At 46.7% G+C, this 25705-nt stretch carries 19 protein-coding genes; 14 read left to right on the top strand and 5 right to left on the bottom strand.

The genetic code is table 11. The features are described 5' to 3' along the window. Positions 1-220: 220 nt before the first annotated feature. The 3 genes from K0I73_RS17665 to K0I73_RS17655 all read left to right on the top strand — a co-directional run bounded on the left by K0I73_RS17665 (position 221) and on the right by K0I73_RS17655 (position 3712). Entirely contained in the window at positions 221-1552 is a 1332-nt protein-coding gene (locus tag K0I73_RS17665; protein WP_220062333.1) for a M16 family metallopeptidase, read from the top strand. After that, complete coding sequence (locus K0I73_RS17660; protein WP_220062332.1) at positions 1549-2997, top strand: M16 family metallopeptidase; 1449 nt, start codon at positions 1549-1551, stop codon at positions 2995-2997. Before K0I73_RS17665 ends, K0I73_RS17660 begins: the two co-directional genes overlap by 4 nt. Before the next feature lie 253 nt (positions 2998-3250). Further along, complete coding sequence (locus K0I73_RS17655) at positions 3251-3712, top strand: hypothetical protein (RefSeq protein ID WP_258405230.1); 462 nt, start codon at positions 3251-3253, stop codon at positions 3710-3712. Between the two features lie 94 nt (positions 3713-3806). Here the strand turns inward: K0I73_RS17655 and trmL are convergent, their stop codons facing one another. Next, complete coding sequence (gene trmL, locus K0I73_RS17650; protein WP_220062331.1) at positions 3807-4271, bottom strand: tRNA (uridine(34)/cytosine(34)/5-carboxymethylaminomethyluridine(34)-2'-O)-methyltransferase TrmL; 465 nt, start codon at positions 4269-4271, stop codon at positions 3807-3809. A 159-nt stretch (positions 4272-4430) separates the two neighbouring features. Here trmL and K0I73_RS17645 point away from each other — a divergent pair, with 159 nt between their 5' ends. The 4 genes from K0I73_RS17645 (at position 4431) to K0I73_RS17630 (ending at position 9174) form a co-directional block, all read left to right on the top strand. Next, positions 4431-5363 carry a LysR family transcriptional regulator gene (locus K0I73_RS17645; protein ID WP_220062330.1) on the top strand — a complete coding sequence of 311 codons (933 nt, stop codon included), beginning with the start codon at positions 4431-4433 and terminating at the stop codon, positions 5361-5363. Between the two features lie 315 nt (positions 5364-5678). Next, positions 5679-6290 (top strand): cysteine dioxygenase family protein, encoded by a 612-nt coding sequence (locus tag K0I73_RS17640; protein WP_258405229.1) that lies wholly within the window; start codon positions 5679-5681, stop codon positions 6288-6290. Between the two features lie 1111 nt (positions 6291-7401). Then, complete coding sequence (locus K0I73_RS17635) at positions 7402-8259, top strand: DUF2971 domain-containing protein (protein ID WP_220062329.1); 858 nt, start codon at positions 7402-7404, stop codon at positions 8257-8259. A gap of 123 nt (positions 8260-8382) precedes the next feature. Further along, positions 8383-9174 (top strand): hypothetical protein, encoded by a 792-nt coding sequence (locus K0I73_RS17630; RefSeq protein ID WP_220062328.1) that lies wholly within the window; start codon positions 8383-8385, stop codon positions 9172-9174. Between the two features lie 675 nt (positions 9175-9849). Here K0I73_RS17630 and K0I73_RS17625 read toward each other — a convergent pair. The 3 genes from K0I73_RS17625 to exaC all read right to left on the bottom strand — a co-directional run bounded on the left by K0I73_RS17625 (position 9850) and on the right by exaC (position 14091). Beyond that, a complete protein-coding gene (locus K0I73_RS17625) occupies positions 9850-10755 on the bottom strand; it encodes a YjjW family glycine radical enzyme activase (RefSeq protein ID WP_258405228.1) in 906 nt (301 codons plus the stop codon). A 40-nt stretch (positions 10756-10795) separates the two neighbouring features. After that, positions 10796-12346: a YjjI family glycine radical enzyme gene (locus K0I73_RS17620; RefSeq protein ID WP_220062326.1), complete on the bottom strand. Its 1551-nt coding sequence runs from the start codon at positions 12344-12346 to the stop codon at positions 10796-10798. 224 nt (positions 12347-12570) lie between these two features. Then, positions 12571-14091, bottom strand: a complete 1521-nt coding sequence (gene exaC / locus K0I73_RS17615; RefSeq protein ID WP_220062325.1) for an acetaldehyde dehydrogenase ExaC — start codon at positions 14089-14091, stop codon at positions 12571-12573. 360 nt (positions 14092-14451) lie between these two features. Between exaC and K0I73_RS17610 the strand changes: the two genes are divergently transcribed. Both K0I73_RS17610 and acuI read left to right on the top strand, forming a co-directional pair. After that, positions 14452-16227 (top strand): sigma-54-dependent Fis family transcriptional regulator, encoded by a 1776-nt coding sequence (locus K0I73_RS17610; RefSeq protein ID WP_220062324.1) that lies wholly within the window; start codon positions 14452-14454, stop codon positions 16225-16227. Between the two features lie 109 nt (positions 16228-16336). Continuing rightward, the gene (gene acuI, locus K0I73_RS17605; RefSeq protein ID WP_220062323.1) at positions 16337-17317 is read left to right on the top strand and encodes an acrylyl-CoA reductase (NADPH); all 981 of its coding nucleotides are present in this window, start codon (positions 16337-16339) and stop codon (positions 17315-17317) included. Between the two features lie 251 nt (positions 17318-17568). Here the strand turns inward: acuI and K0I73_RS17600 are convergent, their stop codons facing one another. Further along, on the bottom strand, positions 17569-18498 hold the full coding sequence (locus K0I73_RS17600) for a LysR family transcriptional regulator (RefSeq protein ID WP_220062322.1): 930 nt from the start codon (positions 18496-18498) through the stop codon (positions 17569-17571). Between the two features lie 271 nt (positions 18499-18769). On the opposite strand from K0I73_RS17600, the gene ardA reads away from it, so the two are divergent. The 5 genes from ardA (at position 18770) to K0I73_RS17575 (ending at position 25669) form a co-directional block, all read left to right on the top strand. After that, the gene (gene ardA, locus K0I73_RS17595; protein WP_220062321.1) at positions 18770-20290 is read left to right on the top strand and encodes an acrylate reductase flavoprotein subunit ArdA; all 1521 of its coding nucleotides are present in this window, start codon (positions 18770-18772) and stop codon (positions 20288-20290) included. A 28-nt stretch (positions 20291-20318) separates the two neighbouring features. Next, the gene (gene ardB / locus K0I73_RS17590) at positions 20319-20672 is read left to right on the top strand and encodes an acrylate reductase cytochrome subunit ArdB (protein ID WP_220062320.1); all 354 of its coding nucleotides are present in this window, start codon (positions 20319-20321) and stop codon (positions 20670-20672) included. A gap of 390 nt (positions 20673-21062) precedes the next feature. Next, positions 21063-22307, top strand: a complete 1245-nt coding sequence (dddY, locus tag K0I73_RS17585; protein ID WP_220062319.1) for a dimethylsulfoniopropionate lyase DddY — start codon at positions 21063-21065, stop codon at positions 22305-22307. An 88-nt stretch (positions 22308-22395) separates the two neighbouring features. After that, entirely contained in the window at positions 22396-23526 is a 1131-nt protein-coding gene (locus K0I73_RS17580; protein ID WP_220062318.1) for a hypothetical protein, read from the top strand. 229 nt (positions 23527-23755) lie between these two features. Next, positions 23756-25669 (top strand): methyl-accepting chemotaxis protein, encoded by a 1914-nt coding sequence (locus K0I73_RS17575; RefSeq protein WP_220062317.1) that lies wholly within the window; start codon positions 23756-23758, stop codon positions 25667-25669. The last annotated feature ends 36 nt before the right edge of the window (positions 25670-25705 follow it).

The raw sequence follows: 25705 nt of genomic DNA, 5'->3' as shown, positions 1-25705 counted from the left end.
CAAGATTTAGCTCCCTGTTGTGCAATAAAGTCAGAAGTGGTTTGTCATCCAATATGATATCTATAGCAATACGTTACAATTAAGTAGCCCGTATATCAGCATAATACACTTGATCTCATTTGCAATTTAGCCTCTTATAGTGACGTTTGTTTAGGGGCTAGTTTGTGACTTAGTCTCCAAACTCCTTTATTTTTATCTGCTCACTAAGAGGGAACGACAGATGATGCGAAAGATAATCGCATTGTGTATGTCGATTGGAGTGTTATTCACTTCAGTGGCGACACAAGCAACACAAGCGGAAGATATTAAAAGCTTCACGCTAGATAATGGCATGAAGATTATGGTGTTGGAGGATTCATCAATACCCAATGCCAACATGTACCTATTTTGGAAGGTGGGTTCGCGTAACGAAGTCCCTGGTATTACTGGGATTTCTCACTTTTTTGAACACATGATGTTCAACGGTGCTAAAAAGTATGGTCCTAAGATGTTCGACCGCACTATGGAAGCCGCGGGTGGAGCGAACAACGCCTATACCACAGAGAACATCACAGTTTATACCGACTGGTTTCCTGCGAATGCCTTGGAAACCATGTTCGATCTTGAGGCTGACCGTATCGCCAATCTCGATATCAACGAGAAAATGGTCGAGAGCGAGCGTGGCGTGGTGGCATCAGAGCGCACCACGGGCTTAGAAAACTCTAACTGGCGAACCCTGCAAGAGGAGATAAAAGGCGCCGCCTTCAGAGCTCACCCTTACAGTTGGTCTGTGATTGGTCACGAGTCGGATATTGCCGCGTGGACACTCGATGACTTAGTGCAGTATCACAAAACCTATTACGCGCCCAATAACGCGGTTGTTGTGATCGCTGGTGATGTGAAACTCAATGAAGTTAAAGCGTTAGCCAATAAATATTTTGCGCCTATTCCAGCTCAGGCGCCACCGCGTGAAGTCAAAACGGTAGAACCTTTGCAAAAAGGTGAGCGCCGCGTGTATGTGCAAAAAGCCTCAGTGAGTACGCCCAATGTCATGCTTGCGTATCATGTGCCGGCCACGACCAGTGATGACTACTACGCCTTAGATCTGCTCTCATCAATTTTAACCACAGGTAACAGTTCTCGCCTCTATCAGGGCCTAGTTGAAAAACAGGTCGCCATTGAGGTCGAAACCTATATGCCGATGAGTTTTGACCCCAATCTATTTTATGTCATGGGGGTTGCTAACCCAGGTATTACAGCACTAGAGCTGGAAAAAGGGATGATCGCAGAGGTCAACCGCATTGCTCGTGAGGGCGTCAGTCAGCAAGAGCTGGAAAAGGTCAAAAACATTAAGTTGATGGATTTCTATCGAGCAATGGAAACCATTAATGGCAAAGCTAATACCGTAGGTACTTATGAGCTCTATTTTGGCAGTTACGACAAACTGTTTAATGCTCCAGAGGCTTATAACAAGGTAACACCTGCCGATGTTCAGCGTGTTGCACAAACCTATCTGCGTCGCGCCAATCGCACCGTTGCTGTACTGGCGGCTACAGAGGAGAGTGACGAATGAAACACTTTATAAATCATATCCCGCAAAAATTATCACGACTCGCATCGGTATTTGTCGTTGCCAGTGCGGTGGGACTTGCCGGTTGTGCAGCAACCCAACAATCGGTATCTGTCGATACTGGTAGCTTTAAAATGCCAGCCTATGAACATTATCAACTCGATAATGGCTTAAGTGTCTATCTCATGCCGCAAAAAGAGGTGCCGCTGATCACTGTTAATGCCGTGGTAAGAGTTGGTGCGGTTAACGACACTACTTCGGGTGTTGCTGGGATGACGGCACAGTCTTTGCTGTTAGGTGCAAATGGTCAGTCTAAGTCAGATATCGAGCAGATGGTCGATTTCCTTGGTGCCTCTATTGGCGCTCAAGCGGGTAAAGAGGGTAGCTATATCGGTGCTGATTTTATGGCAAAAGATATCGATAAGATGCTGCCTCTGGTGCGTGACTTGCTGGTTTCTCCCGATTTTGATGCCAATGAGTTTGATAAGTTGCGTCAACGTGAGATGGCTGGCCTTGCCCAAGCGAAAGAGAGTCCGCGCAATGTGATCGGTCGCTACTTCGACAAGTTAGTTTTTGGTCTGCATCCTTATGGTAATCCTAGTTCGGGTACTCGTACCTCTTTAGAAGAGTTAAATGTGTCGCAGCTGCGTGCGTTTCACAAAAGCTACTATCAACCGAGTAACAGTTCGATTGCTATCGTTGGCGACTTTGACCCTGCTGTAATGAAAACCAAACTCGCTAGTTTGTTTGGCACTTGGAGCAACGGCGAGGCAGTGCAAGCTCCTATGCTTGCAAAGCAGCAACCGACCCTAGATAAGAGTCGAGTACTTTTGGTCAATAAAGGTGATGCTATTGAAACTACCTTTTTGATCGGTGGTAAAGGCGTCGCTCGCGACAACCCTGATTATGTGGGCCTACAGGTGGTTAATACCATTTTGGGTGGACGATTTACCTCATGGTTAAACGATGAATTAAGAGTCAATGCTGGTTTAACCTATGGTGCCCGTTCTGGTTTTACGCCTTATTCAAAGGGTGGCGTTTTTAGAATTAGTACCTTCACTAAGAGTGAAACCACTAAGGAGGCTATTGATTTAGCCCTGAAAACCTACGCTAGGCTGTGGGAGAAAGGGATAGATCAGGCAACCTTAGATTCGGCAAAAGCCTATGTAAAAGGACAGTTCCCGCCAAAGTTTGAGACCAGTGGTCAAATGGCGGAGCTATTGTCGGATATGTACTTATACGGCTTCGACGATGCCTTCATCAATGACTTCCAAAAGAATGTCGATGGATTGACATTGGCCGATACCCAGCGACTCATTAGCACACACTTTCCTCAAGACAAGCTGCAATATGTGTTGATTGGTAACGCGGCAAAGATTGCCGGTGTGGCCGCTCAGTATGGCGAAGTGACCCAAGTTGAAATTGATGCCATAGGTTTTGGTCAATAATGACTAAAGCTCATTGATAAAAAGCCTCTGGAGCGATAAAGCGTCAGAGGCTTTTTTCTTTTGCGTCAGGTTTTAATAGAATGATGATAAGCGCTTGCGATGGGATAGTTTGCTGTCATTGACACAAAATGGCACTTTATACCCATACTTAGGGCAACTTGCATCGTTACAGAGGATGACATTGAGCTATCTAAAGCAACTATTCTTGGCAGGTTTAGTGATCAATATTTGCTGCTTATCTCCGGTTTATGGAATGGAAAAAATTCCACTAGCCAACTTTTGTGATGCACTTGCCGGCCAGTGGCGTGGTGATGCCGCGCAATCTCGGGCGCATTCACAATCGCAGGCACAACCCAAAATGGTGAGTGTCGAGGCGATCTGCTCCGCCGATAAGCGCCAATTGATCCTCTCGGTTAGCGAACATGCCAATTACCCGTTTAGCGAAACTTGGTGGTTTAGAGATCTCCCTCCAGAGGTATCGCTGCTGTATTACAACGGGGTTGATGAGGATAAATATCAAAGCTTTAGTTTGTATGAGGACAGCAATGCCTTTACCTTATTAGGCAAAGGGGTGATGAAGCAGCGTCCAGTATTGATCCAGTTACGGTTTGAGCGTCAGGATAAGGGCTGGTTGTGGTTGCAGAACTTGCAATACCTAGATGAAGACGAAGACCACTACAGGTTGTATAGAGCCATCGCCATGCAGCCACAATAGGGCGCTATCAACCCACCACAACAACTATAACAAGCATAGAATGCGCTAATTATCTATTGCTGAGTCTGGACTTCAGTGTGACGGAAGGCGTGAGTTAAAGCGCACCTTCATAGCCTATTTGACGCCAAGCTTCATAGCTGATGATCGCTACCGCATTTGATAGGTTCAAGCTACGACTACTCGCGGCCATGGGAATTCTCAGGCGCTGAGAGGTCGGTAACGACTCGATAATTTCTATTGGCAGGCCACGGGTCTCAGGGCCAAACAACAATACATCCTCTTTTTCAAAACTCAGTTCGCTGTGTGGGCGGCTACCTTTTGTGGTGCACGCCATAATGCGTTTACCGGCCATCGCCTCGAGAAAATGGGCGAAGTCCTTGTGACGCGTCACCCGGGTTAAATCGCTGTAGTCTAAACCTGCTCGGCGTAGCTTTTTCTCTTCTAGATCAAATCCAAGCGGCTCAATTAGGTGCAGTTGGCAGCCATTATTAGCACATAGGCGAATGATATTACCTGTATTAGGAGCGATTTCGGGTTCATAAAGGGCGATATGGAACATGCTGGCCTACCTTTGGATTGATGAGCGGCGATTATACGGTAAAAGTCGATAGCGGAAAACGTCACTGTGAGTGGGATCGTGATTCTTGACATCGCTACCAACATAGTCGGCATTTAGGGTTATATTGCCTTAGGCGGTTATTAATTCGATGAGATAGGTATGGATCTGGCTAAACTTTCACGTATTAGCATGAAACACTTGATTACTTTGCACGTGATGCTGGACACCTTGAGTGTGACCGATAGTGCTCGTCGGCTCTGTCTTAGTCCATCAAGTGTCAGTAAGACCCTAAGTCAACTGCGTAACAGCTTAGATGATGAGTTGTTTTATCGTAACGGTAATAAGTTGGTGGCCACGCCTGTTGCCCGTCGACTCGTGCCGAGCGTCCATCAAATTATTAATGATATGAACCAGATGGTTAGCCAGGAAGCCTTTAATCCTGCCGTGTATGAGGGCTGTTTCTCACTAGCCATGCGTGAAAGTTCCTTTGAATTGCTGGCGGCGAAATTAACCGCCAAGGTGCTGAAAATCGCTCCCAATATTCGCTTAACCATCTGCGCCAAAGAGGGGATTGGCTTCGACGGTTTGGTGCAAGGCTCACTCGATTTCATCATCTTGCCCCATGACCGTAGTCAGCCACCCATTACTGAGCAAGACTTAGTCTGGGAAACCCTAATCGACGATCAGATGGTCTGCTTAATGAATCCGGCGCATCCATTGGCCTCTCAAGAGACCATTTCTATGGCCGATTACTTAGATTTCAGTCATGTGGGGATTAGCGACGCCGACTTAAATATTCCCTTTTTTGAGATGCAGTTAGCCCAGCAGTCTCGCCAGCGTGCCACCCCTGTAGTGGTGCCCGATTTTGGTAGTGCGGCGTTAATGTGTCATCACAGTGAACTGCTGTTTACCTGTTCTCGTCACTGGGCCAAGACCGCTTTGCAAGCTAAGGGATTGGTGACTAAGGCTTTGCCGTTCGATTATGGCAAGGTCGCCTACAGTCTGGTTTGGCATCGTCCGAGTATGAATGACCCAGCCTCACGTTGGCTGTATCAACAGATTGTTGAGTGTAGTCGAGCGGCGTTTGAGTGAAGGGGCATTTTTTATTTGCTTGTTTCGCAGCTGTGTTTGCGTTGGGTGACTTTTGATATTTTTTGAGTAGCGAGTTAACAAGTTAACGAGTTTACTCCCAAAGCTTGTTAGTCTCGGAATGGAGGTCGATGACATTTTTATGTTTAACGATTGATCTGGTTGGCATTTGGTGTAAATGGATGATTTCACTGTAACGCCTTTCGATGTAGTAAAGCATCATCTAGTGCAGCTATCTTCTATCGACCTATTGCCTATTTATTGGCGAGATCAAATCTCCTACCCTTGTTTGAACACAAATCGAAAGCAGGTGATGTCATGGAAAACAGTGCCAGATTGCGGGAGTTTATTCAGTCTTTTACCCATTTGGTTGAGCAAGTTGGCAACGATGAAGAGCATATCTTTGTCGAGGGTAAATACCTGCTATCAGAGCTTATTAGCCATGATGATTGGTTGCCAGAAGAGTTTGCCAAGGCGAGCGCAGAAAGGTATCAGCAGTATTTATTGTACTGCGATCCGCTGGAGCGTTTTTCTGTGGTGAGTTTCGTATGGGCGCCGGGGCAAACGACTCCAGTGCATGATCACACTGTATGGGGCATGGTTGGTGTTATGCGCGGCGCCGAGCTGTGTGAGGAATATGAGCTATCTGAGGTGTTTGAACTAGACCCTGCAACCGCTCGCTTGCGTGCAATTGGTTCACATCATTTGCCCACAGGTAGTGTTGATCTTGTATCACCGCGTATTGGCGATATCCATAAGGTATCTAATGCCCTTAAGGATAGTGTGTCGATCAGTATCCACGTCTATGGCGCGAATATCGGTGCAGTAGAACGCCATGTGTATGACCTCCATTCTGGGCATAAAAAGCCATTTATTTCTGGATATACCTGTAAGGTTATTCCTAATATATGGGATCGTTCTGTGGAGTAAGGTTTGGGGTTTTAGCGTTTGGCTGCGTGGGTATTGGTGAAGTGTGTTTGAAGGTCGTCCCTTCACCGCTGCCAATCGCCTGTCCGGCGAGGAATGTGCAAGCGCTTTTTTGGCTCGGTGAGTGAAGCATAGCTTCGTGCTTATGAACGAGAGACAGGGATTGTCGAACTGGCTTTTAGATAGGGATATCGTTGCGAGCACTTCCATGTGGGCTCTGCGAAATCATCTGACCTCCAAGGACGGAGGGAATGCCGAAAAATGTCTGGAACATTTTCGGCCATAATTTCGAAGGCCAAAACCGCGCTTACACTGGGTTATTTTATCTCTTCGATTTAACTTCATATGGGACTAATAACGCATTAAAAGCTAACGTGCTTTTGCCTCAAAGTTTGGTGGCCTTGGAATGAAGGTTTGGCATTTTCTGGATTAGCTTATGTAGCGTTTGGCTGGATGGGAATGGGTTAAGTGAGCTTGAAGGTCGTACCTTCGCTGTTACTGAACGCCTGTCCGGCGAGGAATGTGCAAGCACTCTTTTGGCACGCCGCCAGCACATCCATGTGGGCTCTGCGAAATCATCCATGATTTCGAAGGCCAAAACCGTGCTTACACCTATCTCTAACGCTTCTTCGATTTAGCCGTATTTGGTGTGTATTCAGAGTTAAAAGCTAAGAAGGTTTTGCCCCATTACGTGTTTGCGCCAGCAATTCTTCCAATACATCCTTAACTTCTTTGCAATATATTTTCTCATCAACCGGAAAGGTAAGTGTTTCTGCTTAGCGGCAACCTAATATTTAACCTGTATTTGTATTTTTATACAGTATTATTGGTTTTGTGTAGATAATCTCCAAATTATGAACAATCAGTTCGCGATTTGCTATTGAGTGGAAATAAAAAGAATAGTAAATTCAAACAACTAAAGTCGCGTATTCTCGGTTTGTAAGCGATACAAGGCAAGCAAAATATGCATTCTCGTTTTTCCAGAAGATGTGTTTGGTCTAATCATTTCAACTGTTTAGAAATGAGACGATTATGAGTATGCGCCTCGAATAGTCTAACCTGATAAACACGCAACGCATAAATACTAAAATGTCAGCATTATTAGGAGATAGTATTGGAAATACCCAATGAATTGTTCAAGTATCGAGAATTTGAAAAGTACACCATACTTAGTTTGTTAAGCAAAGGATTGTGGATACCAAAACCAGAACAGTTAAATGATCCATTTGATGCTCAATTTAAGATTAGTGATGCGGATGTTTCCATTGAAGAGTTTAAGTCTGCTTTCTTAAGCTTTAGAAAATGGTATTTGGAAAATAATGGCCAAAATATTTCATATGAAGGCTTCGACATGCTTTTTGAAGATGGTAAACCAAATGCTCATTTAAAAGAGAAAGTTAATTTATTTCGAGAATTTTGGGATAGTGAATCTGAAACTATGGGAATACTCTCACTATCAGAAGACCCTGAAAGTACAACTATGTGGTCACATTACGGGCAAAATCATACAGGGATTTGTATTGGTTACGATCCAGTTCTATTAGCTCCCGAATCTCCAAATGGCGTAGTAGACTGGCTTCGACAAGTTGAATATGTGGCTGAAAAGGATATTGTAAGAAACTCATATTTGTTATTTGCAAAAACTGGAATGGGTCATTCTCACAGATCAACGATGGAACTCTTTTTTAAAATGTTAACAACAAAGTCTACTGATTGGGCTTACGAAAAAGAATGGCGCTTTTTACTTCCAAACAATGGAGGGAAAGTTTTTAAACTTGAAATAGAAGCAATATCTAGTATCACATTTGGATTAAGAACCTCTGTAGAAACAAAAACAGCCATAGCCCATTTGTTGCGTTATCATCAAAAGAAAACAAAGTTTTATCAATCAATAAGGTGTGAGAATACAATTGGACTTGAGCGTATTGGGCTAGACTCAAAGTCTAATTATTGGCTCGAGTCATATGAATAAATAGTGCTAAAAGGCATTGAAAACGGTACTAAAACAGTTGGTTCAGTTTTGCTTTGTCCCACATTATAGCCAAGAATTTAAATCCGCTTAGACAGGCGGTATCACTCACCAGTGGAGGAGAGTTTGGAGTCAAAAAATAATAAGAATATCATAGATAAAAGCTTTAGCGGTTCCAAAACAGCTGTTCTTTCAAGCTTGATCGAAGATATACCTAAAGGTGAAACAGAAATACCTACAGGGACACTAGTTCTTATACCTGCAATGCAGGGGAATTTGAGCTTTCGTAGATTGAATAAACCCAAGCTAGCAAAATATGGCTTCATCCCTTTCATTATGTCTAATAAAGGAATTGAACTCGGAATTACGGAAGAATACTTACAGTGGTTTTTCACTCATGAAAGCTTATCTGAATATTGGAATGATGTTGCAATCGGAGGAGTGCTAAGGCGCATTCCTAGAAAAGTACTGTTAAATACAATTGTTCCGATTCCTCAAAATAAAATTACTGGCTCTATTAAATCAGAAATAAATGTCACAAGTCCTTTTCGTGATTACGTTAAAACGTTCTACGAACAATATCGAACTAACTTGAAACATGAGCAATACAGTACCTGTTCGATACTTGCAGGTGTTATTAGTGAAGCGATTCTTTATCAGCTATTGCTAGAAAATGATGTGAAACGAAGTCTTATGGACAAAGATAATGGCTTAGGTCTCGGTAAACTAGTTACCTATGTTGAACTTCTACAATTAGATAAGTCGTTAGGGCTTAATTTGCAACACTTTAAAGCGATCAATAAATTGCGGAATTCTAGTGTCCATTTTGGTAAGGTCCTTCGTGATAAAGAAGTTAAAACAGTAACAAAGGCAGATCTTGCAGTATTTGATGAAGTCGTGAAACAGTTTGGGATCTAAGTGCTAACAAGTGACTATGGTGTCAAACTGTAGTTGATCCGATTGCCATACTTTTCCTAATCAAAATCTCATAAGTTAGAGCCTAAACTCTAAATCATTTATGTCCAGAAATGAGTTAACTTGTGATTGCCCAAGAGGTACCAGTAAGGTCAAATCGAAGAGATAGAAAACTCGGTGTGAACACAGTTGTGACCTTCCGAGGCATGGACGCCGAGGTAGAGCTCACATGGAAGTGCTCGTAGCGCGTCACAAATGTGTTTGCACATGAGGCCTGCTGCAAGCGATTCAAAACAATGAAGGTTAACGCTACCATCAGCCATACCAAAAACCAATTCAGCCAAATGTTATAAGCCAAAAATGCCAGCCCCTTCATTCGAAGATAAACCCACTTTTGTCCAAAAACGATTTAACTTTAGATTGTCCGATTGATACCCGAAAGGCTAAATCGAAGAGATAAAATAACCTCGTGTAGATGCGGCTGCGGACGTTCCGTGACATGGCCACTATTTTGACGTCTATGTCAACGCGGCATTGGCGCATCCCTGCGCTGCACCTGCTGCAGGCAATTGATAAACCATAAAGTCATGGTTTCAAATATCCTTTTAAATACCAAAGTCAGCTTGACGCTCAAAAACTAAAGATGGGCAGATTGGCGCTATAAGCTCAAAAATCACGCTACAAATATACATTAGGCAGAACCAGATTCTTTACTCCTCGCTGTGACAGCTTAGCGGCAAGCCGCTTGATATCGGCTTCATGGCAGTTCGGCCAATGTGCCGCTTCACCTGTAACGCCGTGATGATGAAAGGCATTGAGTTTAATACGTACCGTTTCGGGTAGCTTGTTTAGATATTGAGACAGGGCATCTATTTCTTGGTCGAAATCGCTGATGCTGGGGATATGTAACAGGCGCACTTCATACAGCTTTTCATGTTGTGCTAGTAACCTGATTGACTGAAAAACCCTGTGGTTATCGCGGCCAGTAATGTAGTTGTGGGTCTCTTGCTGCCACGCTTTTAAATCCACCATTGCACCGTCGAGATAGGGCAATAATTTGAGCCAACCTGTTTGGCTTAGGCTGCCGTTGGTGTCGAGCATACAGCTGAGGTGGCTAAGTTGCGGGCAGGCTTTAATCGCCTTAAAGAGGGCGATAACCAATGGCAACTGTAGGCTAGCTTCACCGCCGCTAACCGTGATGCCATTGATAAAGGGTCGGTTAATGCGGATCTGTGTCAGTAGCTGCTCGACACTGTACTGCTGGGTTTTAGGGTTGGATTGTTTAGTGCAGGCTGACAAACACTGATCGCAATGGCTGCATCGTTCACTATCCCAGACAATACGAGGTTTCACGCCGCTGTTATCTATGGCGAGCGCCGCTTGTGGGCAGGCGCTGATGCAGTCACCACAATGATCGCAAGGGGTGATGGTGTGGGGGTTGTGACAGTTTTTACAGCTGTAATTGCACCCCTGCAAAAAGATCACCAACCGACTGCCTGGCCCGTCGACACAGGAGAAGGGCAAGATCTGGCTGACATTGGTCAATGTACTTGCCGACACTCGGTTTATGCTAGTTTCGCTCACAGCTACTTGTCCCTCAGCTACTCCACTCACAGCTGTTTTATTAAAAATAGTGTGGCGTGAGTTCATGGGCGGCGACTCTGGGCTGACGCTTAAGTATGCCAGTGTTTTGCGCCGCTTCGGCGCCGAGCCCTGTGGTGTTGGTGCGCGAGCCTTGCTGCTTAAAGGTGGCGATATCTGAGAGTTTTATCATGTAACCCGTGACACGAATTAAGTCGTTAGAGGCGACATTGGCACTGAACTCGCGAAAGCCTAAGTTAAATGCGCCCTTACATAGCTGCAGCATGGCCTCGGGGTTTTGTTTGACGGTGGCATCGATAGTAAGGATGTCGCTGATCCCAGATGTGTAGTATTGATGATGAGGTGCTAACGCTTGAATATGCGCCACAGGATTAGGCTCTGTGCCATAGGGAATCCGCACGCCTGGGGTGACATCAATATCTAGGCTGATGCCGCTTTGAGAATGCAGTAGGGCGCGCTCATGGTAACCGTAGGTCACAGGCGTCGATTTAACTATGCCATCTAAGGCCTTCGATATGCGGTAGCCTAGCTGATTGGCGGTGTCATGGTGGCCGTAATGTTTGCTCGGTTTGTCGCCCATCTGCTCAGATATGGGGGCATTGCCGAGTAGAATATCCACCGCCTCGGCCATGCCGTAAATGCCAAACATAGGCGCGAAACGTGACGGTTCAATTAAGCCCTCTTTCACCAAGAAACTGTCGAAGAAATGCGACTCTTGATGGAGGAATTTAGCGCGGGCTTCGATCAGCTCATAGGCGAGGGCGCAGTAGCTTGGCAGGGTATGTTCAAAGAAGTCGTCGATGCTCGTCGCCCGCCTGGCTAACAGTTTTAGATTTATCCTGACCAAGGTATTGGCGCCGCCTGCCAGTGGTAGTGCGTTATAACAGCTGACAATGCCAAATCCTTTGGTGTCAAAGGTGCTCGCGTGCACTGGGTAGTTGGCGATATGGGGTTTATTGCACTCACAAATATTGCTGGCGGCCATCAATAGCAGATCATCGGGTGTGGTGGCTGGCTCATACATAAAGGTCAAGTTAGGCACGACCTGTTTTAGCTCGGCATCTATCTTAAGAATGGTGCGACAGACGATATTATCTCTCGGACCGATATTAACGTGCACAAAGGCGTCGGGCAGGGTGCGATCTAACATGATCCACAAGTTTTTAAGTTTGCGATACAAGCTTTGTTCATCAACCCCCTCAACGTAGGGCATGAGTAGCTCATCGAGTTGGCCCAGATACACAGGCATATTAGTCACCGATGGTACATGATGATAGAGGATGACCAGTGCGTTGATCGCTTCATCTAAATCTGTCGCGGCGGCGAGCTCTAAGTAGATTGAGCCTTGGCGCAAATATTTAGCATAATCGGGCAGCACGTAGCGTGGCTTGAAAGGCGCGTGACCCTCAAACATGTCGCAAATTATCCCCGCTTGCATGGCCGCGGTTACCGCATCGGAAACCGCGACATAGGGCAAACTCGCTTCGGCCTCTATGGCTAAATAGCTCGACTTTTGTTTGGGAGATAAGTGAGGGTCGCTAACTATGTTGGCCAGTTTATCGAGTAGGGTCATGATGGTATCCACAAAAATGATATGGATATAATTTACGTGGTTCGTTACTGGGCTAAAAGTGAAAAACCGCTAATGGATCATTTCCAATCTGGAAATCCGTGGGGCAATATCTTAGTTTCTGCTAAAGGTGAGATCTGGGTAGGCATAATGCGCTTGGCCTGGGTTATTGGGTGATAAAAAAATGGGCCAAACCTTCTACAGCAGAGGATTTGGCCGCGGCCGAGTTAGAAGAAACCTAATGGGCTGGTCGAGTAGCTGACCAGTAAGTTTTTGGTATTTTGGTAGTGATTGAGCATCATCTTATGGGTCTCACGACCTATGCCCGATTTTTTATAGCCACCGAATGCCGCGTGAGCTGGGTAGGCGTGGTAGCAGTTTATCCATACACGCCCCGCTTGTATGCCACGGCCCATACGTTGGGCACGATTCATATCTCGGGTCCACAGGCCAGCACCTAGGCCGTACTCGGTATCGTTGGCGATCGCTAAGGCTTCGGCCTCATCTTTAAAGGTGGTGACAGAAATTACCGGGCCAAAGATCTCCTCTTGGAACACGCGCATGTCGTTGGTGCCTTTAAAGATAGTAGGTTCGATATAGAAACCTTGGCTTTGATCGCCAGCTAATTTACAGCTTTCGCCACCAATGAGTACCTCTGCACCTTCGTTACGACCTATCTCTAAGTAGCTCATGATCTTGTCATATTGCTCCTGTGAAGCTTGGGCGCCCACTTGGGTATCGGTATCGAGGGGATCGCCTTGCTTAATAGTCTTAGCTCGGGCGATCACTCGTTCGATAAACTTGTCATAGATAGATTCATCGATCAGCACGCGTGACGGGCAAGTACAGACCTCACCTTGATTGAAGAAAGCGAGCAGCATCCCTTCGACGGCTTTATCTAAGTACTCATCTTCATGATCCATTACATCGGCAAAATAGATATTAGGCGACTTGCCACCCAGCTCTACCGTTGAGGGAATCAGTGATTCTGCGGCGCATTTTAAGATGTGGTGACCAATCTGGGTTGAACCAGTAAAGGCGAGTTTTGCGATGCGCTTACTGACCGCTAACGCTTGCCCCGCTTCGGTGCCAAAGCCGTTAACGATATTAAGGATCCCTGCTGGTAACAGATCTTCAATCAACTCAATCATCACCAGAATCGAGACAGGCGTCTGCTCTGCGGGTTTGAGTACCACACAGTTACCCGCGGCTAATGCTGGGGCGATTTTCCATGCCGCCATTAACAGGGGGAAATTCCACGGGATGATCTGCCCAACGACTCCAAGCGGCTCAGGGAAATGGTAACTGATGGTATTGCTATCGAGATCGGCGGCGCTGCCTTCTTGGGCGCGGATACAGCCGGCGAAGTAGCGGAAGTGGTCGACAAACAGCGGTAGATCGGCATTCAGGGTTTCACGTACTGCCTTACCGTTTTCCCAGGTCTCAACGACCGCCAAAAACTCTAAGTTTTGTTCGACGCGATCGGCAATTTTTAACAATAAATTAGCGCGTTCGGCAACCGAAGTCTTGCCCCAATCCTCTTTGGCTGCATGGGCGGCATCAAGGGCAAGGTCGATATCTCGCGCATCGGAGCGAGCGACTTGGCAAAACGCTTGGCCATCGACAGGCGAACTATTAGTGAAATACTCTCCACCGACTGGCGGCACCCATTGACCACCGATAAAGTTGTCATACTGGCTTTTAAAGTTGACGAGTGCGTTTGGGCTACCTGGTTTTGTGTAGATCATATTGGCTTCCTTGTTTGGTCTTGTTGAATGTCGCCATCTCTGTGGCAATAAATCGCTTATGTCTTGCTTTGTGTTTCAAATAAAACAGGTTTTTGAAGTGTGCTAAGTGCCGACTGTTTATGTTCAAGCGTTCAACTTGATCATCTAGCTCACTCAAACTCTAGTACAAGCTCTAACAAAAGGGATAACGCAAGGTGCACGCCAAACTGGCAGGAGTTGTGGTGATGGACAAGTAACAGTATGATGAAAAACTAATTTTTGATGTCCGAATGTGCGTTATCCAGGATGATGTTGCACTGGAACAGCCGTCGCACTGTGACATAAGTGCACACTTAATGTGTGCCAAAATGGAACACTGTTATGACGATCGCTTCACCGACACAAGGTTGGCTATCTGACTCTTGGTCTCGTAGTCAAGGTGCGGGGCTCAGAGAGACGGATCGACCTCAAGAGAAACGCCTCAATCGCGATGCACTTGCCGAGCGCCACTATGCTCATAAGCAGCTTATTGAGTTAATGCAGCAGCATGCCTTACCTCTGTTTAATCAGCTAATGGCTCACAGCCAAAGTCGGCTTATCTTGTCTGACCCAGAAGGCTATGTGCTGCATCATTGGGGTGTAAGCAAATACTCAGATAAGCTTGCCAATATCGCACTGGATATCGGTGTTAATTGGCACGAGCAGTACCGTGGTACTAATGCTATCGGCACCGCATTAACCGCCAAACAAGTGGTGTCAGTGATTGGCGAACAACACTATATTCGCCAACATCGCTTTATGAGTTGTACCGCCAGTCCCATCTTTGCACCAAACGGTGAGATCATAGGGGCGATAGATATCACCAGCGAACAGCAGCGTCATACCCAGCAAACCTTACTCTTGATCTCTAGCTTAGTGCAGCAGGTTGAGACGGCGCTCCTATGTCACTTACCTGGTAGTCATTACCGTATCGATCTGGCGGAGCAGCCATCGCTTATCGCCTCTGGTTGGCAGGGAATCGTGGTCGCTAATGCCGAGGGTAAGATTTTAGGCTGTAATCCGATGGCGAAAAAGTTACTTCATAGCGCTAGAGTCGGTGATGATGTTCGTCAGTACTTGGGGCAGGAGTGGAACAGCGGCGAACCGATCTCTCACCATCAACGCTTGCATCTCAAGACCCAGCAACTCGTGCCCACGCCAAAGACTCATTTAGTGAGTCAGCAGATAGGTGTGCGTTTTCGCGATTCGATTTTAGAGCGGGCTTGGCAGCAAGCGAACAAGGTGGTGAGTCGTAATATTCCGCTACTGATCTTTGGCGAAACGGGTGTAGGCAAGGAGCAGTTTGTTAACAAGCTTCACCGCCAAAGTCAGCGTGCTAATCGGCCTTTAGTGGCCGTTAATTGTGCCGCGCTACCCGCAGAGCTGGTGGAGTCTGAACTTTTTGGCTATCAAGCAGGGGCATTTACTGGCGCGAGTCGCAATGGTTATGAGGGTAAGATCCGCCAAGCCGATGGTGGCTTTCTGTTTCTCGATGAGATTGGTGAGATGCCGCTCGCCACTCAGAGTCGTTTATTGCGGGTATTACAGGAGCGAGAAGTGGTTCCCGTAGGAGGCAATCGTAGCTATAAGGTCGATATTCAAGTGGTCGCAGCCACACATGCCGATCTGCAAGGGCTAGTGCGCGGGGGGCAGTTTAGGGAGGATCTTTATTACAGGCTCAATGGTTTGCAGGTGAGTCTACCGCCCTTAAGGAAACGCGCCGATATTGAGCGGATTATCCATAAACTGCATAAACGTTATCGTATTGCCCCGCAGCGATTATCTCCCGAGTTACTCGCGAGTTTGCTACGCCATAGTTGGCCGGGCAATTTACGCGAGTTAGATAACCTGATGCAGGTTGCCTGCCTGATGGCTGATGGCGAAGAGGTGCTTTGCTGGCATCATCTTCCCGATGCATTGCAGCAACAATTAGGGCAAACCAAACAAGATGAACCACAATCAGAGGCTTGCGAGAGTGAATTAGCCCTCATGGTTAACGCTAATATTGTGGCGACCTTTCATCGGTTTAATGGCAATGTTAGCCAGTGTGCCAAGCATCTGGGGATTAGTCGTAATACTCTGTATCGCAAACTTAAGTTGATTGGGCTTAAACCTTAAGCCGAATGTCACTATGTGTGTGATGCATGGTTGATATGCAAAATGTGCAGTGTATTCATAGCATTTTTTACACTATGCTTTTGTTCTATTTGAAATATAAGGAGGCGCCATGTTTAACGCACTCGTTTTGACCCAGCATGATAAGCAGACCCAAGCAGAAGTTCGTCAATTATCCCTATCGGATTTACCCGAAGGTGATGTACTGGTTGATGTTAGCTATTCATCACTCAACTACAAAGATGGTCTAGCGGTGACGGGGCTTGGCAAAATCATCCGTCAGTTTCCTATGGTGCCAGGGATCGATTTTGCTGGCGTGGTGAGCGAGTCGGCCGACCCTCGTTACAAGGTGGGTGACGAGGTGATTCTCACAGGTTGGGGCGTGGGCGAAAATCATTGGGGCGGTATGGCGCAAAAGGCAAGAGTCAAAGCCGATTGGTTAGTTCCTATGCCAAAAGGTTGTGATGCAGCTAAGGCGATGATGATAGGTACTGCAGGTTTAACCGCCATGTTATGTGTGCAAGCGTTGCAACAAGCTGGCGTGAAGCCTGACGCTGGCGACATATTAGTGACTGGCGCTAGCGGCGGTGTAGGCTCAGTGGCGGTGACCTTACTTGCGCAGCTGGGTTATCGCGTGGTGGCAAGCTCGGGTCGAGTCGAGGTTAACGGCGAGCTACTTAAGCAGCTTGGTGCCAGCGACGTTATTGATAGAAGTGAACTCGAACAAGAGGGGCGTCCACTGGATAAGCAACGCTGGGCGGGGGTTGTCGATACCGTGGGTAACAAGGTGCTTGCCAATGCGTTGTCACAGATTAACTATGGTGGCAGTGCCGCTATTTGTGGTTTAGCGGGTGGCTTTGCGCTGCCAACGACGGTAATGCCATTTATTCTACGTGGCGTTAATCTACTCGGTGTTGACTCTGTATCTTGTCCCTATGAGAAACGAATGAGCGCTTGGGAGCAAGTGATTAGCTTGTTGCCTGACAGTTTTTATGAGCAAGCTTGTCAAACTGTCTCCTTGGAAGCGGTACCAGAATGTGCTGCTAATATCGTAAAAGGCAAGGTTACTGGACGTATTTTGGTTAAGGTTTAATTTAAACCTTTTAGGTCGAGCGCTAATGCTAGAACTGACTGAAGTGAATAAAAGTGGCTGAGATAGCCACTTTTTTTGTGGGTGTTATTAAGTCAGTTGAAGTTGGCAAGGATACCTCGGTGGCGGCCCTGAGTCTTGCCTGCTCTCAAGGTCGTGAATATCGCCCCTTACTCAGTCTGATCTTCATTGTTAATCCAAGCAGTATTTTTAGTACATTAGCTATTTTGTCTATTGTTATTGAGATTTGCTGCTTAGTCAGCTGTCTCCATCCCAAGCAGTGGTCGTATCAAGTTTACTACTAGCTGCCTCAGCCAGCGCTGGCCACTATCGATTTCATAGCGCCCATGCCAAAACAAGTTGTAGTTGAGTGCCGCGATCTTAAACGGCAGTGGTTTGACCCGTAATCTATGCCTTGTCGCCGCCATTTCGGCTAACCCCTCTGGCAAGGTAATAATCAAAGGATGTAGCTCTAGTAAGGCTAACGCACTGTCTAAATTCGGCGTGCGCAGCAGTTCGATTCTAGGGGGGAACTGCTCGATTGCGCTGTCCACAATCGCTTTAACGCCATCACTAATGGCAATGGTGGCATGGGGATAGTGTAGATAATCTTGCAGTGCCACTTCTTGATCTGCCAATGGGTGTTTGCTTGATACTAAACAGCTGACACCTACCCGCCCTAGTGGGGTATGTTGTAATTGCTCCGTTTGGCCAATGGCGCGACAGATCGCCATATCGGCCCCTTGTAAACTGAGTTGCGTCTGTAGATTTTGATGTTGTACAGGAATGATCTCAATACTAATATTAGGCGCTAGCTGGTAGATCTTGGGTAAAATAAAGGGTAATAACCCCTGTATGGCAAAATCGGTTGCGGCAATAGTGAACTTTTGTCGGCAGTGTTCGGCAATAAAAGCCTTAGGGGTTAGCAGCTGTAACAACTCTCCCGTGGGGCCCTGTAATTGCTGATAACAATCGAGGGCATATTGGGTTGGCACCAATTGCTGACCCACCCGAGAAAACAGGGGATCACCAAGCATCTCTCGCAGACGACTTAATATTCTGCTGGTGGCGGATTGGCTTAAATGCAGCCGTTTTGCTGCTTTAGTAACACTGCACTCTTCGACCAAAATCTGCAGTGCAATAAGCAGGCTTAGATCTTGGCGATAGATCTCTTCAAGTTCCATGACGTTCTATTGTTTGGGAAGAAACGTCATTTAATTTAACAGTCTCACAAGCTTTTTGCTCTCACTTTTAAGCTCAATGTGCAGCGAACACGTTTTTGGAATCGGTTCCAAAATACCCACAAAGTAGTAATTTTGAGTAAATTTGAAGCTAGTTATTGTTTTAACAATGTTACGAAGTTGTTTTAAAGATAACTGTTGATTAACTCCCGTTTTGGAACTGGTTCCAGTCCTATTATTTTCTCGTCAATAAAACATAAAAGGGTGATAACAGATGAGCAATATAGATCTGCTAGGACGCCGTAATTTCATTAAAGGTCTAGGTGCCGCTGCGGGTGTAGCAATGGCATCGCCTGCAATGGCGGTTTCTGAGAAAGCTGACGGTGTGAAATGGGACAAAGAAGTCGAAGTACTGATCATTGGTTCAGGCTTTGCCGGTTTAGCGGCTGCGATTGAAGCAACGCGCAAGGGCGCGAAAGATGTGCATATCTTCGAGAAGATGGCTTACTTCGGCGGTAACTCTGCCATTAACGGTGGCTTGTTTGCGGCGCCTGGTACGCCAATGCAGAAAAAAGAGGGTGTACAAGACTCGGTCGATCGTATGGTTGCCGATCAGCTAAAATCTGGTCGTGGTATTGCCGATGAAGCCTTGTTGCGTCATGTGGCATCACACGCTGTCGAGGCATTGCAATTGACCATGGATGCTGGTGCTGAATTCCATCCGTACCTGCAACAGCTCGGTGGTCACTCAGTTGCTCGTACTTATCAAACATCAGTGAGCTGTGGTGCAGGGATTACTCAACCACTTTATAAAGAGTGTAAGCGCATTGGTGTTAACACCCACAACCGTTCTAAGTTTGAAGGCTTCTTGGTGGGCGATAAGGGCGAAGTGGTTGGCGTTAAAATGCGTCAAAACTATCACTTTGGTGAAGACCAACCCGGTAAAGTACTAAATATCCGTGCTAAGCGTGGCGTGATCATGGCCACAGGTGGCTTTGCTCAAAACGTTGATTTACGTATGGCACAAGATCCAACCCTGACCTCTGAAGTGGGCTGTACTAACGCACCTGGCGCGACGGGTGAAGGTATGTACGAAATGTTCCGTTTAGGCGCAATTCCAGTGCATCTTGCACACATTCAGTCTGGCCCTTGGGCATCACCTGATGAAGGTGGTTTTGGTTATGTATCTAACTATTCTATCTATAACTTCCCTCATTCAATGGCGGTTAACCGCCTAACGGGTAAGCGTTTCATGAATGAAATCGCCGACCGTAAGACCCGTGCCGATGCAGAGCTTGCTTGTCGCGATGAAAAGGGTAATGCACTGCCTCCAATTTTGATCACCAGCTATAAGGATTCTAAGAAGCATCCAAATACCAAGAAAGTGATTAAGTACAACGTGGGCTGGAAGTTCGACACCATTGAAGAGTTAGCTAAGCACTTCGACGTGCCTTTGAAACCGCTTAAAGCGCAAATTGAAGAGTACAACAGCTACGTTAAGTCTGGCGAAGATAAGCAGTTCGGTAAGAACATGACTAAGGCCAAAGATAAGTTTATTGAGGCGCCATTTACTGTCGTTCGCCTATGGCCAAAAGTGCACTATTGCCAAGGTGGTGTGCAGGTGAATACCAAGGCCGAGGTGAAAGATAGCTTCACTGGTAAGCCGATTCCTGGTCTGTACGCGGCCGGTGAAGTGTGTGGTGGTATTCACGGCGTGAGCCGTTTGGGTAGCTGCTCAATTCCTGAGTGTATGGTAATGGGTATGACGGCTGCACGCAGCGTCATGAAAGCCTAAGTCGACCGGTAATTAAGAGGAATCAATAATGAAAAAGTTAAATATTGTACTCGCGCTGGTCTTAGGTGGCTTAGTGAGTCTGTCTGCTCAAGCGGTCGATCAACGCCCTTGGCACAAAGAGGTGATCGGCAAAGATTGCAAGACATGCCATGACAATGGCATCAAGCAGTTTCCGTCTGACCAAGCCTGTTTGCAGTGTCATGATGTGGACGACTTAGTCAAGCAAACTGCGCGTAGTGAAGAAGATAAGTGGCAGAACCCACATAATAACCTTCACTATGGAAAAGACTTACCTTGCCAAGAGTGTCATGGTGAGCATAAAGCTAAAAAGCCATTATGCAGCAACTGCCATACATTTAAGTTTGATAAGCACAAAGAGTAATCTCCATATTTAGGCCCATTGAAAAATGGGCCTATCTCCTAATCATAACTCCTCCCCGTATGGGGGTAACAAGTTCTGGTGCTCCCCAGACTTGTGAAATAAAACGTTTAGCGACATTGGCCGTATCATTATCCCTGCAAAGACAATTTACTGTTAACCGTTTCGCTTTATATGCTCCTTAGTCGTCATGATTAAGGGGCTTTTTTTATATCACTAATTTACCTAAAACTTCTTTATAAACAGTGTTTTGACAGTTATGTGAACTGAGTTGTCTTTTCTGCTGTCAGATTGTTGCAAATATGTGCAGATTACATTTTTGGAATGGATTCCAAGCATATTATTCCCCTCCACAAAGTGGTGAAAAACAATATGTAAATAAGGGAGAGATGAATGAACAAGACCATTATTGCGTTGTCATTATTGGCGGCAAATGGGGCGATGGCTGCCGAGCTACCTGACTTCTTAGATCAGAGCGAAATTGATAATGCACAATTTAAATGTCTGGGTGAGCCTGTAACCTATTCAAAGGCTGATCAGAAGTATGTGGATATGCTTTGGGACGAGACGCTAACCTATCTAAAAGCCTATGCCGTAGCCTTAACTAATGGCGAAAACAGTCACTGCCTAAACTCAGATGAGGCTATTATCGACTCGACCCAGGGCGGTCAGAAGATGTGCATCATGGATCGCAGAGACATGAAACTGATGGTGAAAAATATCTATCAGGTGATCAATAACGCCGATAAAGCAAAACAGTGCTTCGGTGCTCGTGAAGACGTTAACTGGATCTATAACCCAGGTGGAGAGCTCACCAAGAATTCTCCGGTAGCGCAGCATTTTAAGCGCACAACTTTTGATAAGTTTTTTAAGACTAAGGTCACCAACAAAGACGTACAAAAACTGGGTAAAACTTTTACCAAAAACTTCGCCAAGATGGTGACTGGCGATGAAGTCAAAATGCCTTCGGCCTTCCCTTACGATATCAGCGCCAACGCCCTGCCAAACCTGTGGGCGGCAGCGGGCTGGTTCCCTATGTATGCCGAAGAAAGTAAGCGTAACGACAAGAACTTTAACAATATTCGCGGTGGTTATGCCTATGCCGAAATTTTCGGTCACTGGGGGCTGCTGCGTATCGACGAGATCAATGGTGAAAAAGTGGGGGCAGAAGTGGGCATGACGGTGCAGTCCGTCGACACCCTTTACCCTTATCATAATCACGCGATCTCAGAGATCTATTACAACATGCGCGTGCCAGCTTGTAGCAATGAGTTTAAGAGCTTTGCCGTACGTGCCGATTCTCCTCTTCTGACCACGGTCAAAGAAGACGACAAGATGCGTAGAGTCCAGTTTGATGCCGCCCAGCATAACGGCCATACCCAATGGCTTGCAGGCAGTTATAAGCAAGATCCTCTGATGTACTTCCATCAAAACACCATTCATGCCTTCGAGGTCGATGGTAGCTGTGAAGCCAAGCCTGAAGAACGCGCCATCGTCTCCGTTTGGGCCAGAAGTAATGCTCACGATAAGCGCAATGACTATGGCACAACCTTGTTGTGTGAGTCGGCAAAAAATCCAGGGACCCCAGCGAATAAAGATGAAGTGATTCAGTGCGATCTGACTCATCTGAAGTGGTAACTACAACGAAGTAAGGCCAAGTATAAGGCCAACATAAGGTTGTGCCGTGCACCTAATATCGCACGGCAATGATAAATAATAGGGTGAAATGATGAAAAAATTAAATTTGTCTCTTGTTGCTGCGTTGATACCCGCTGCATTGATGGCGAGTGCCGTACAGGCAGCAGAGCAGCAGGACGGTATCGATGTGTCGGGTACTGTAAGGGTGAACTACGCCTATAAAGACTACAGTGAAAGCTCAAAAGACAAGGGCGGTGACTTTGCGTTTGATATGGCGGCAATCAAATTTAACGGCAAACTCGGTGAGTGGGGATTGGCGAGTGAATACCGTTTCTTCGATGGTTGGCAAGCGCTGCGTTATGGCTATGGTTTCTACGACCTAAACCCAGAGTGGCAGATCCAGTTTGGTGTCAATCAGGTGCCCTTCGGCAATCCTGGTTTCATCTCTAACAGCTTCTGGTTTGGCGTACCTTATTACTTAGGCTTCGAAGATGACTACGATTTGGGTGTGAAAGGGGTATATTCGAGCGGCGCCTGGGGAACTGAGATGGCTTTCTATAAGAATGCCGAATATGGGGCGGGTCGCGCCGATCGCTATTCAACCGATCTGTATAGCGGCGTCGTCAACGGTACCGAGTATAACAACGAAGAGACAAACCAGTTAAACCTTCGCCAAACCTATGAGATGAGCTATGAAGGTGGTAAGACATTGTTTGGCGCCTCTGTCGAATATGGGCAGATCTATAACAACAAAACAGGCAGCAATGGCGACCGCTATGCCGTAGCGCTGCACATGGACAGCAGCTACGAAGGTTGGAACCTGCAGCTGCAGGCGATGCAATATGAATATGACGCCGCCGATGCAGTAGATAGCAACAAGATCGCCGTGACGGCCTACAACTGGCAATATGAGATTGCGGCTAAGGCGCAGGCATACAGTGTCAATATCGCCAAGACTTTAGCCACCGACTGGGGTAGCCTGAAGTTCTATAATGACTTCGGCATGGTAACCCCTGATGTTGCCGACGACAGTTATGATACCAGTTATCAAAACGTCACAGGTTGTGCCATTTCAGCAGGCCCAACTTATACCATGATCGATTTCATTGTGGGTAAAAACATGTATGCCTCGACCCGTGATAATGGCCATGTCGGTTTACCTGAAATCGGTGATAGCTGGGATAAGCGAGTCAATATTAACTTCGGCTATTACTTCTAAGTCGATGAAACGCACTTCGTCTCTGTAATAAAAATGCCAACCTTAGGGTTGGCATTTTTTTATTATCGAGTGATTAAGGCTTTGACTATAATGGATCAAAAATGGATCAAATGTTAATGGGCTGTAATAGCGCAAATGTTAACGGGCTGTTGGCGTCACAGTTTGGAATCTATTCCAACGGTAAAGTAGGCGTCAACGATTTTGCTTTAATGACGAAAATAGGTCTGCAATGAAAACCATCGGCTTCAAGAAAACCATCACCCTGTCGGTGATTCTCTTAGTGTCTCTGTGTTTGGCACTGTCTAACTTATTCTCTTATCTCACCTTAAAGACTAATACCGTCGAACAGGTGAACAGTAAGCTGCAAACCATGGCGCGCTTCGAGGCTGAAGGGATACAGGATTGGTTTATGAGTAAGGCCAACAGTATCGATGCGCTAGCGGCACAATACAGGGGCGGTCAACTCAATGGGGAGTATGTGATGCTGGCTAGGCTGGTCAAAGCGAATAGCCTTTTATACTCGGTCTTTTGGGGGTTTGAAGATGGTAGCTCCTATGCCAGTGTGGTCGATGATGCGATTTGGCACAATGGCATCGCCGATCCCAGTCAGTATGATCCTCGCCCTCGGGGCTGGTATCAGTTGGCCAAAAACAATGACAAGGCAGTATTGACCGACATTTATGTCGATATGGTTACTGGGAACCCGGTGATCTCCATCGTTACCGATGTGGGAGATGGTGTGTTGTCGGGTGACATTGGTCTGGAGATCTTAGAGGAAACCGTGAATAACATCGATTTTCCCGGTGCATCGGCCGCGATTATCGATGAAGCGGGCAAGGTGCTGGCCTCCAATATGGCAGAATTACAGTCGGGTAAACTGATGAGCCAGCAAGGTTGGGGGCAGCTGGAGCAAGAGATGGTGACGCGTGACGCATTCGCGTCGGCGTATCAGGGAGCAGGCAAAGACTTACTATTCTACAGTCATGTTATTCCTCTCTTACAGGGGAAGAAAAAGTGGTTTCTTGTGCTTAATATCGATCAAGATACCGCTTATGCCAAGGTCGATGAGGCGCTCGAGGCAGCCTTGATCAATTCCGGCATCATGTTATTGGTCAGTAGCATATTGGTGCTGCTTATTCTTAATTGGCTGTATCGTCCGATCATACAACTTAAGCAGGTGGTCACAGGGTTGTCACAGGGGCAAGCCGATCTCACCATGAGGTTACCAGTCAATAGCCGTGACGATCTGGGTGATATCGCCACCGGCATTAACCGTTTTATTGCGAATCTCGAGGGGATAGTGAAGGAGCTGTATGTCGACTCGCAGGATATTGGGCGGAGTATCGTCGCGCTGCAGGGACAGATGGACGGCAATAGCCAAGTGCTGAGCAAGCACGTACAAGAGACAGAACAGATAGTGGCCGCCGTCGAGGAGATGAGCGCTACGGCAAATGATGTGGCTGGTAATACCTCGCAGGGTTCGCAGGTGGCGACCTTGGCAAGTTCGCAGATCAATGACACCAAACAGATAGTGGCTAATACTCGTGAGACGGTCACACGATTGATAGAAGATGTCGAGGCGACCGAGAGTAGCATCAGCAATATTGCGCATGACGCAACAACGATCACCAAGGTGTTGCAGGTGATTGGCGACATCGCCGATCAGACTAACCTATTGGCGTTGAATGCTGCCATCGAGGCTGCAAGGGCTGGTGAACAGGGGCGCGGTTTTGCTGTGGTTGCCGATGAGGTAAGGGCACTGGCGGCCAGAACTCAATCGAGCACCGCCGAGATAGAATCGACATTGAGTCAGCTGCTCAAGGGGATCGATGCGACGGTCGCGACTATGGGGCAAACCAAGGAGACTTGCGAGCAAACCAATCATTGGACTAACAATGTGACGACCAATCTTGATGAGGTCATCCAGTCGGTGGAGACGGTGAGCGATCTTAATACTCAAATTGCCACCGCGGCTGAAGAGCAAAGCATGGTATCGGCCGAGGTGAGTCGTAATATGGCCGAGATACGCGATATCGTGGTGGTGTTAGAAGATAGCGGTTCGGCGAGTCGTGATGAGACGCATAAGTTGTCGGCCTTGAATCAGAAACTGCTGGCCGTAGTGGATAAGTTTACCTTAGGTTAACGAGCGTAAAGCCGCTGTGCCGACTGGCACAGCCTT

The organism is Shewanella mesophila (assembly GCF_019457515.1).
In the GTDB taxonomy this organism is placed as follows: domain Bacteria; phylum Pseudomonadota; class Gammaproteobacteria; order Enterobacterales; family Shewanellaceae; genus Shewanella; species Shewanella mesophila.
Note: the sequence above shows the minus strand (reverse complement) of the source record. Positions and strands in the feature narration are given on the sequence as shown.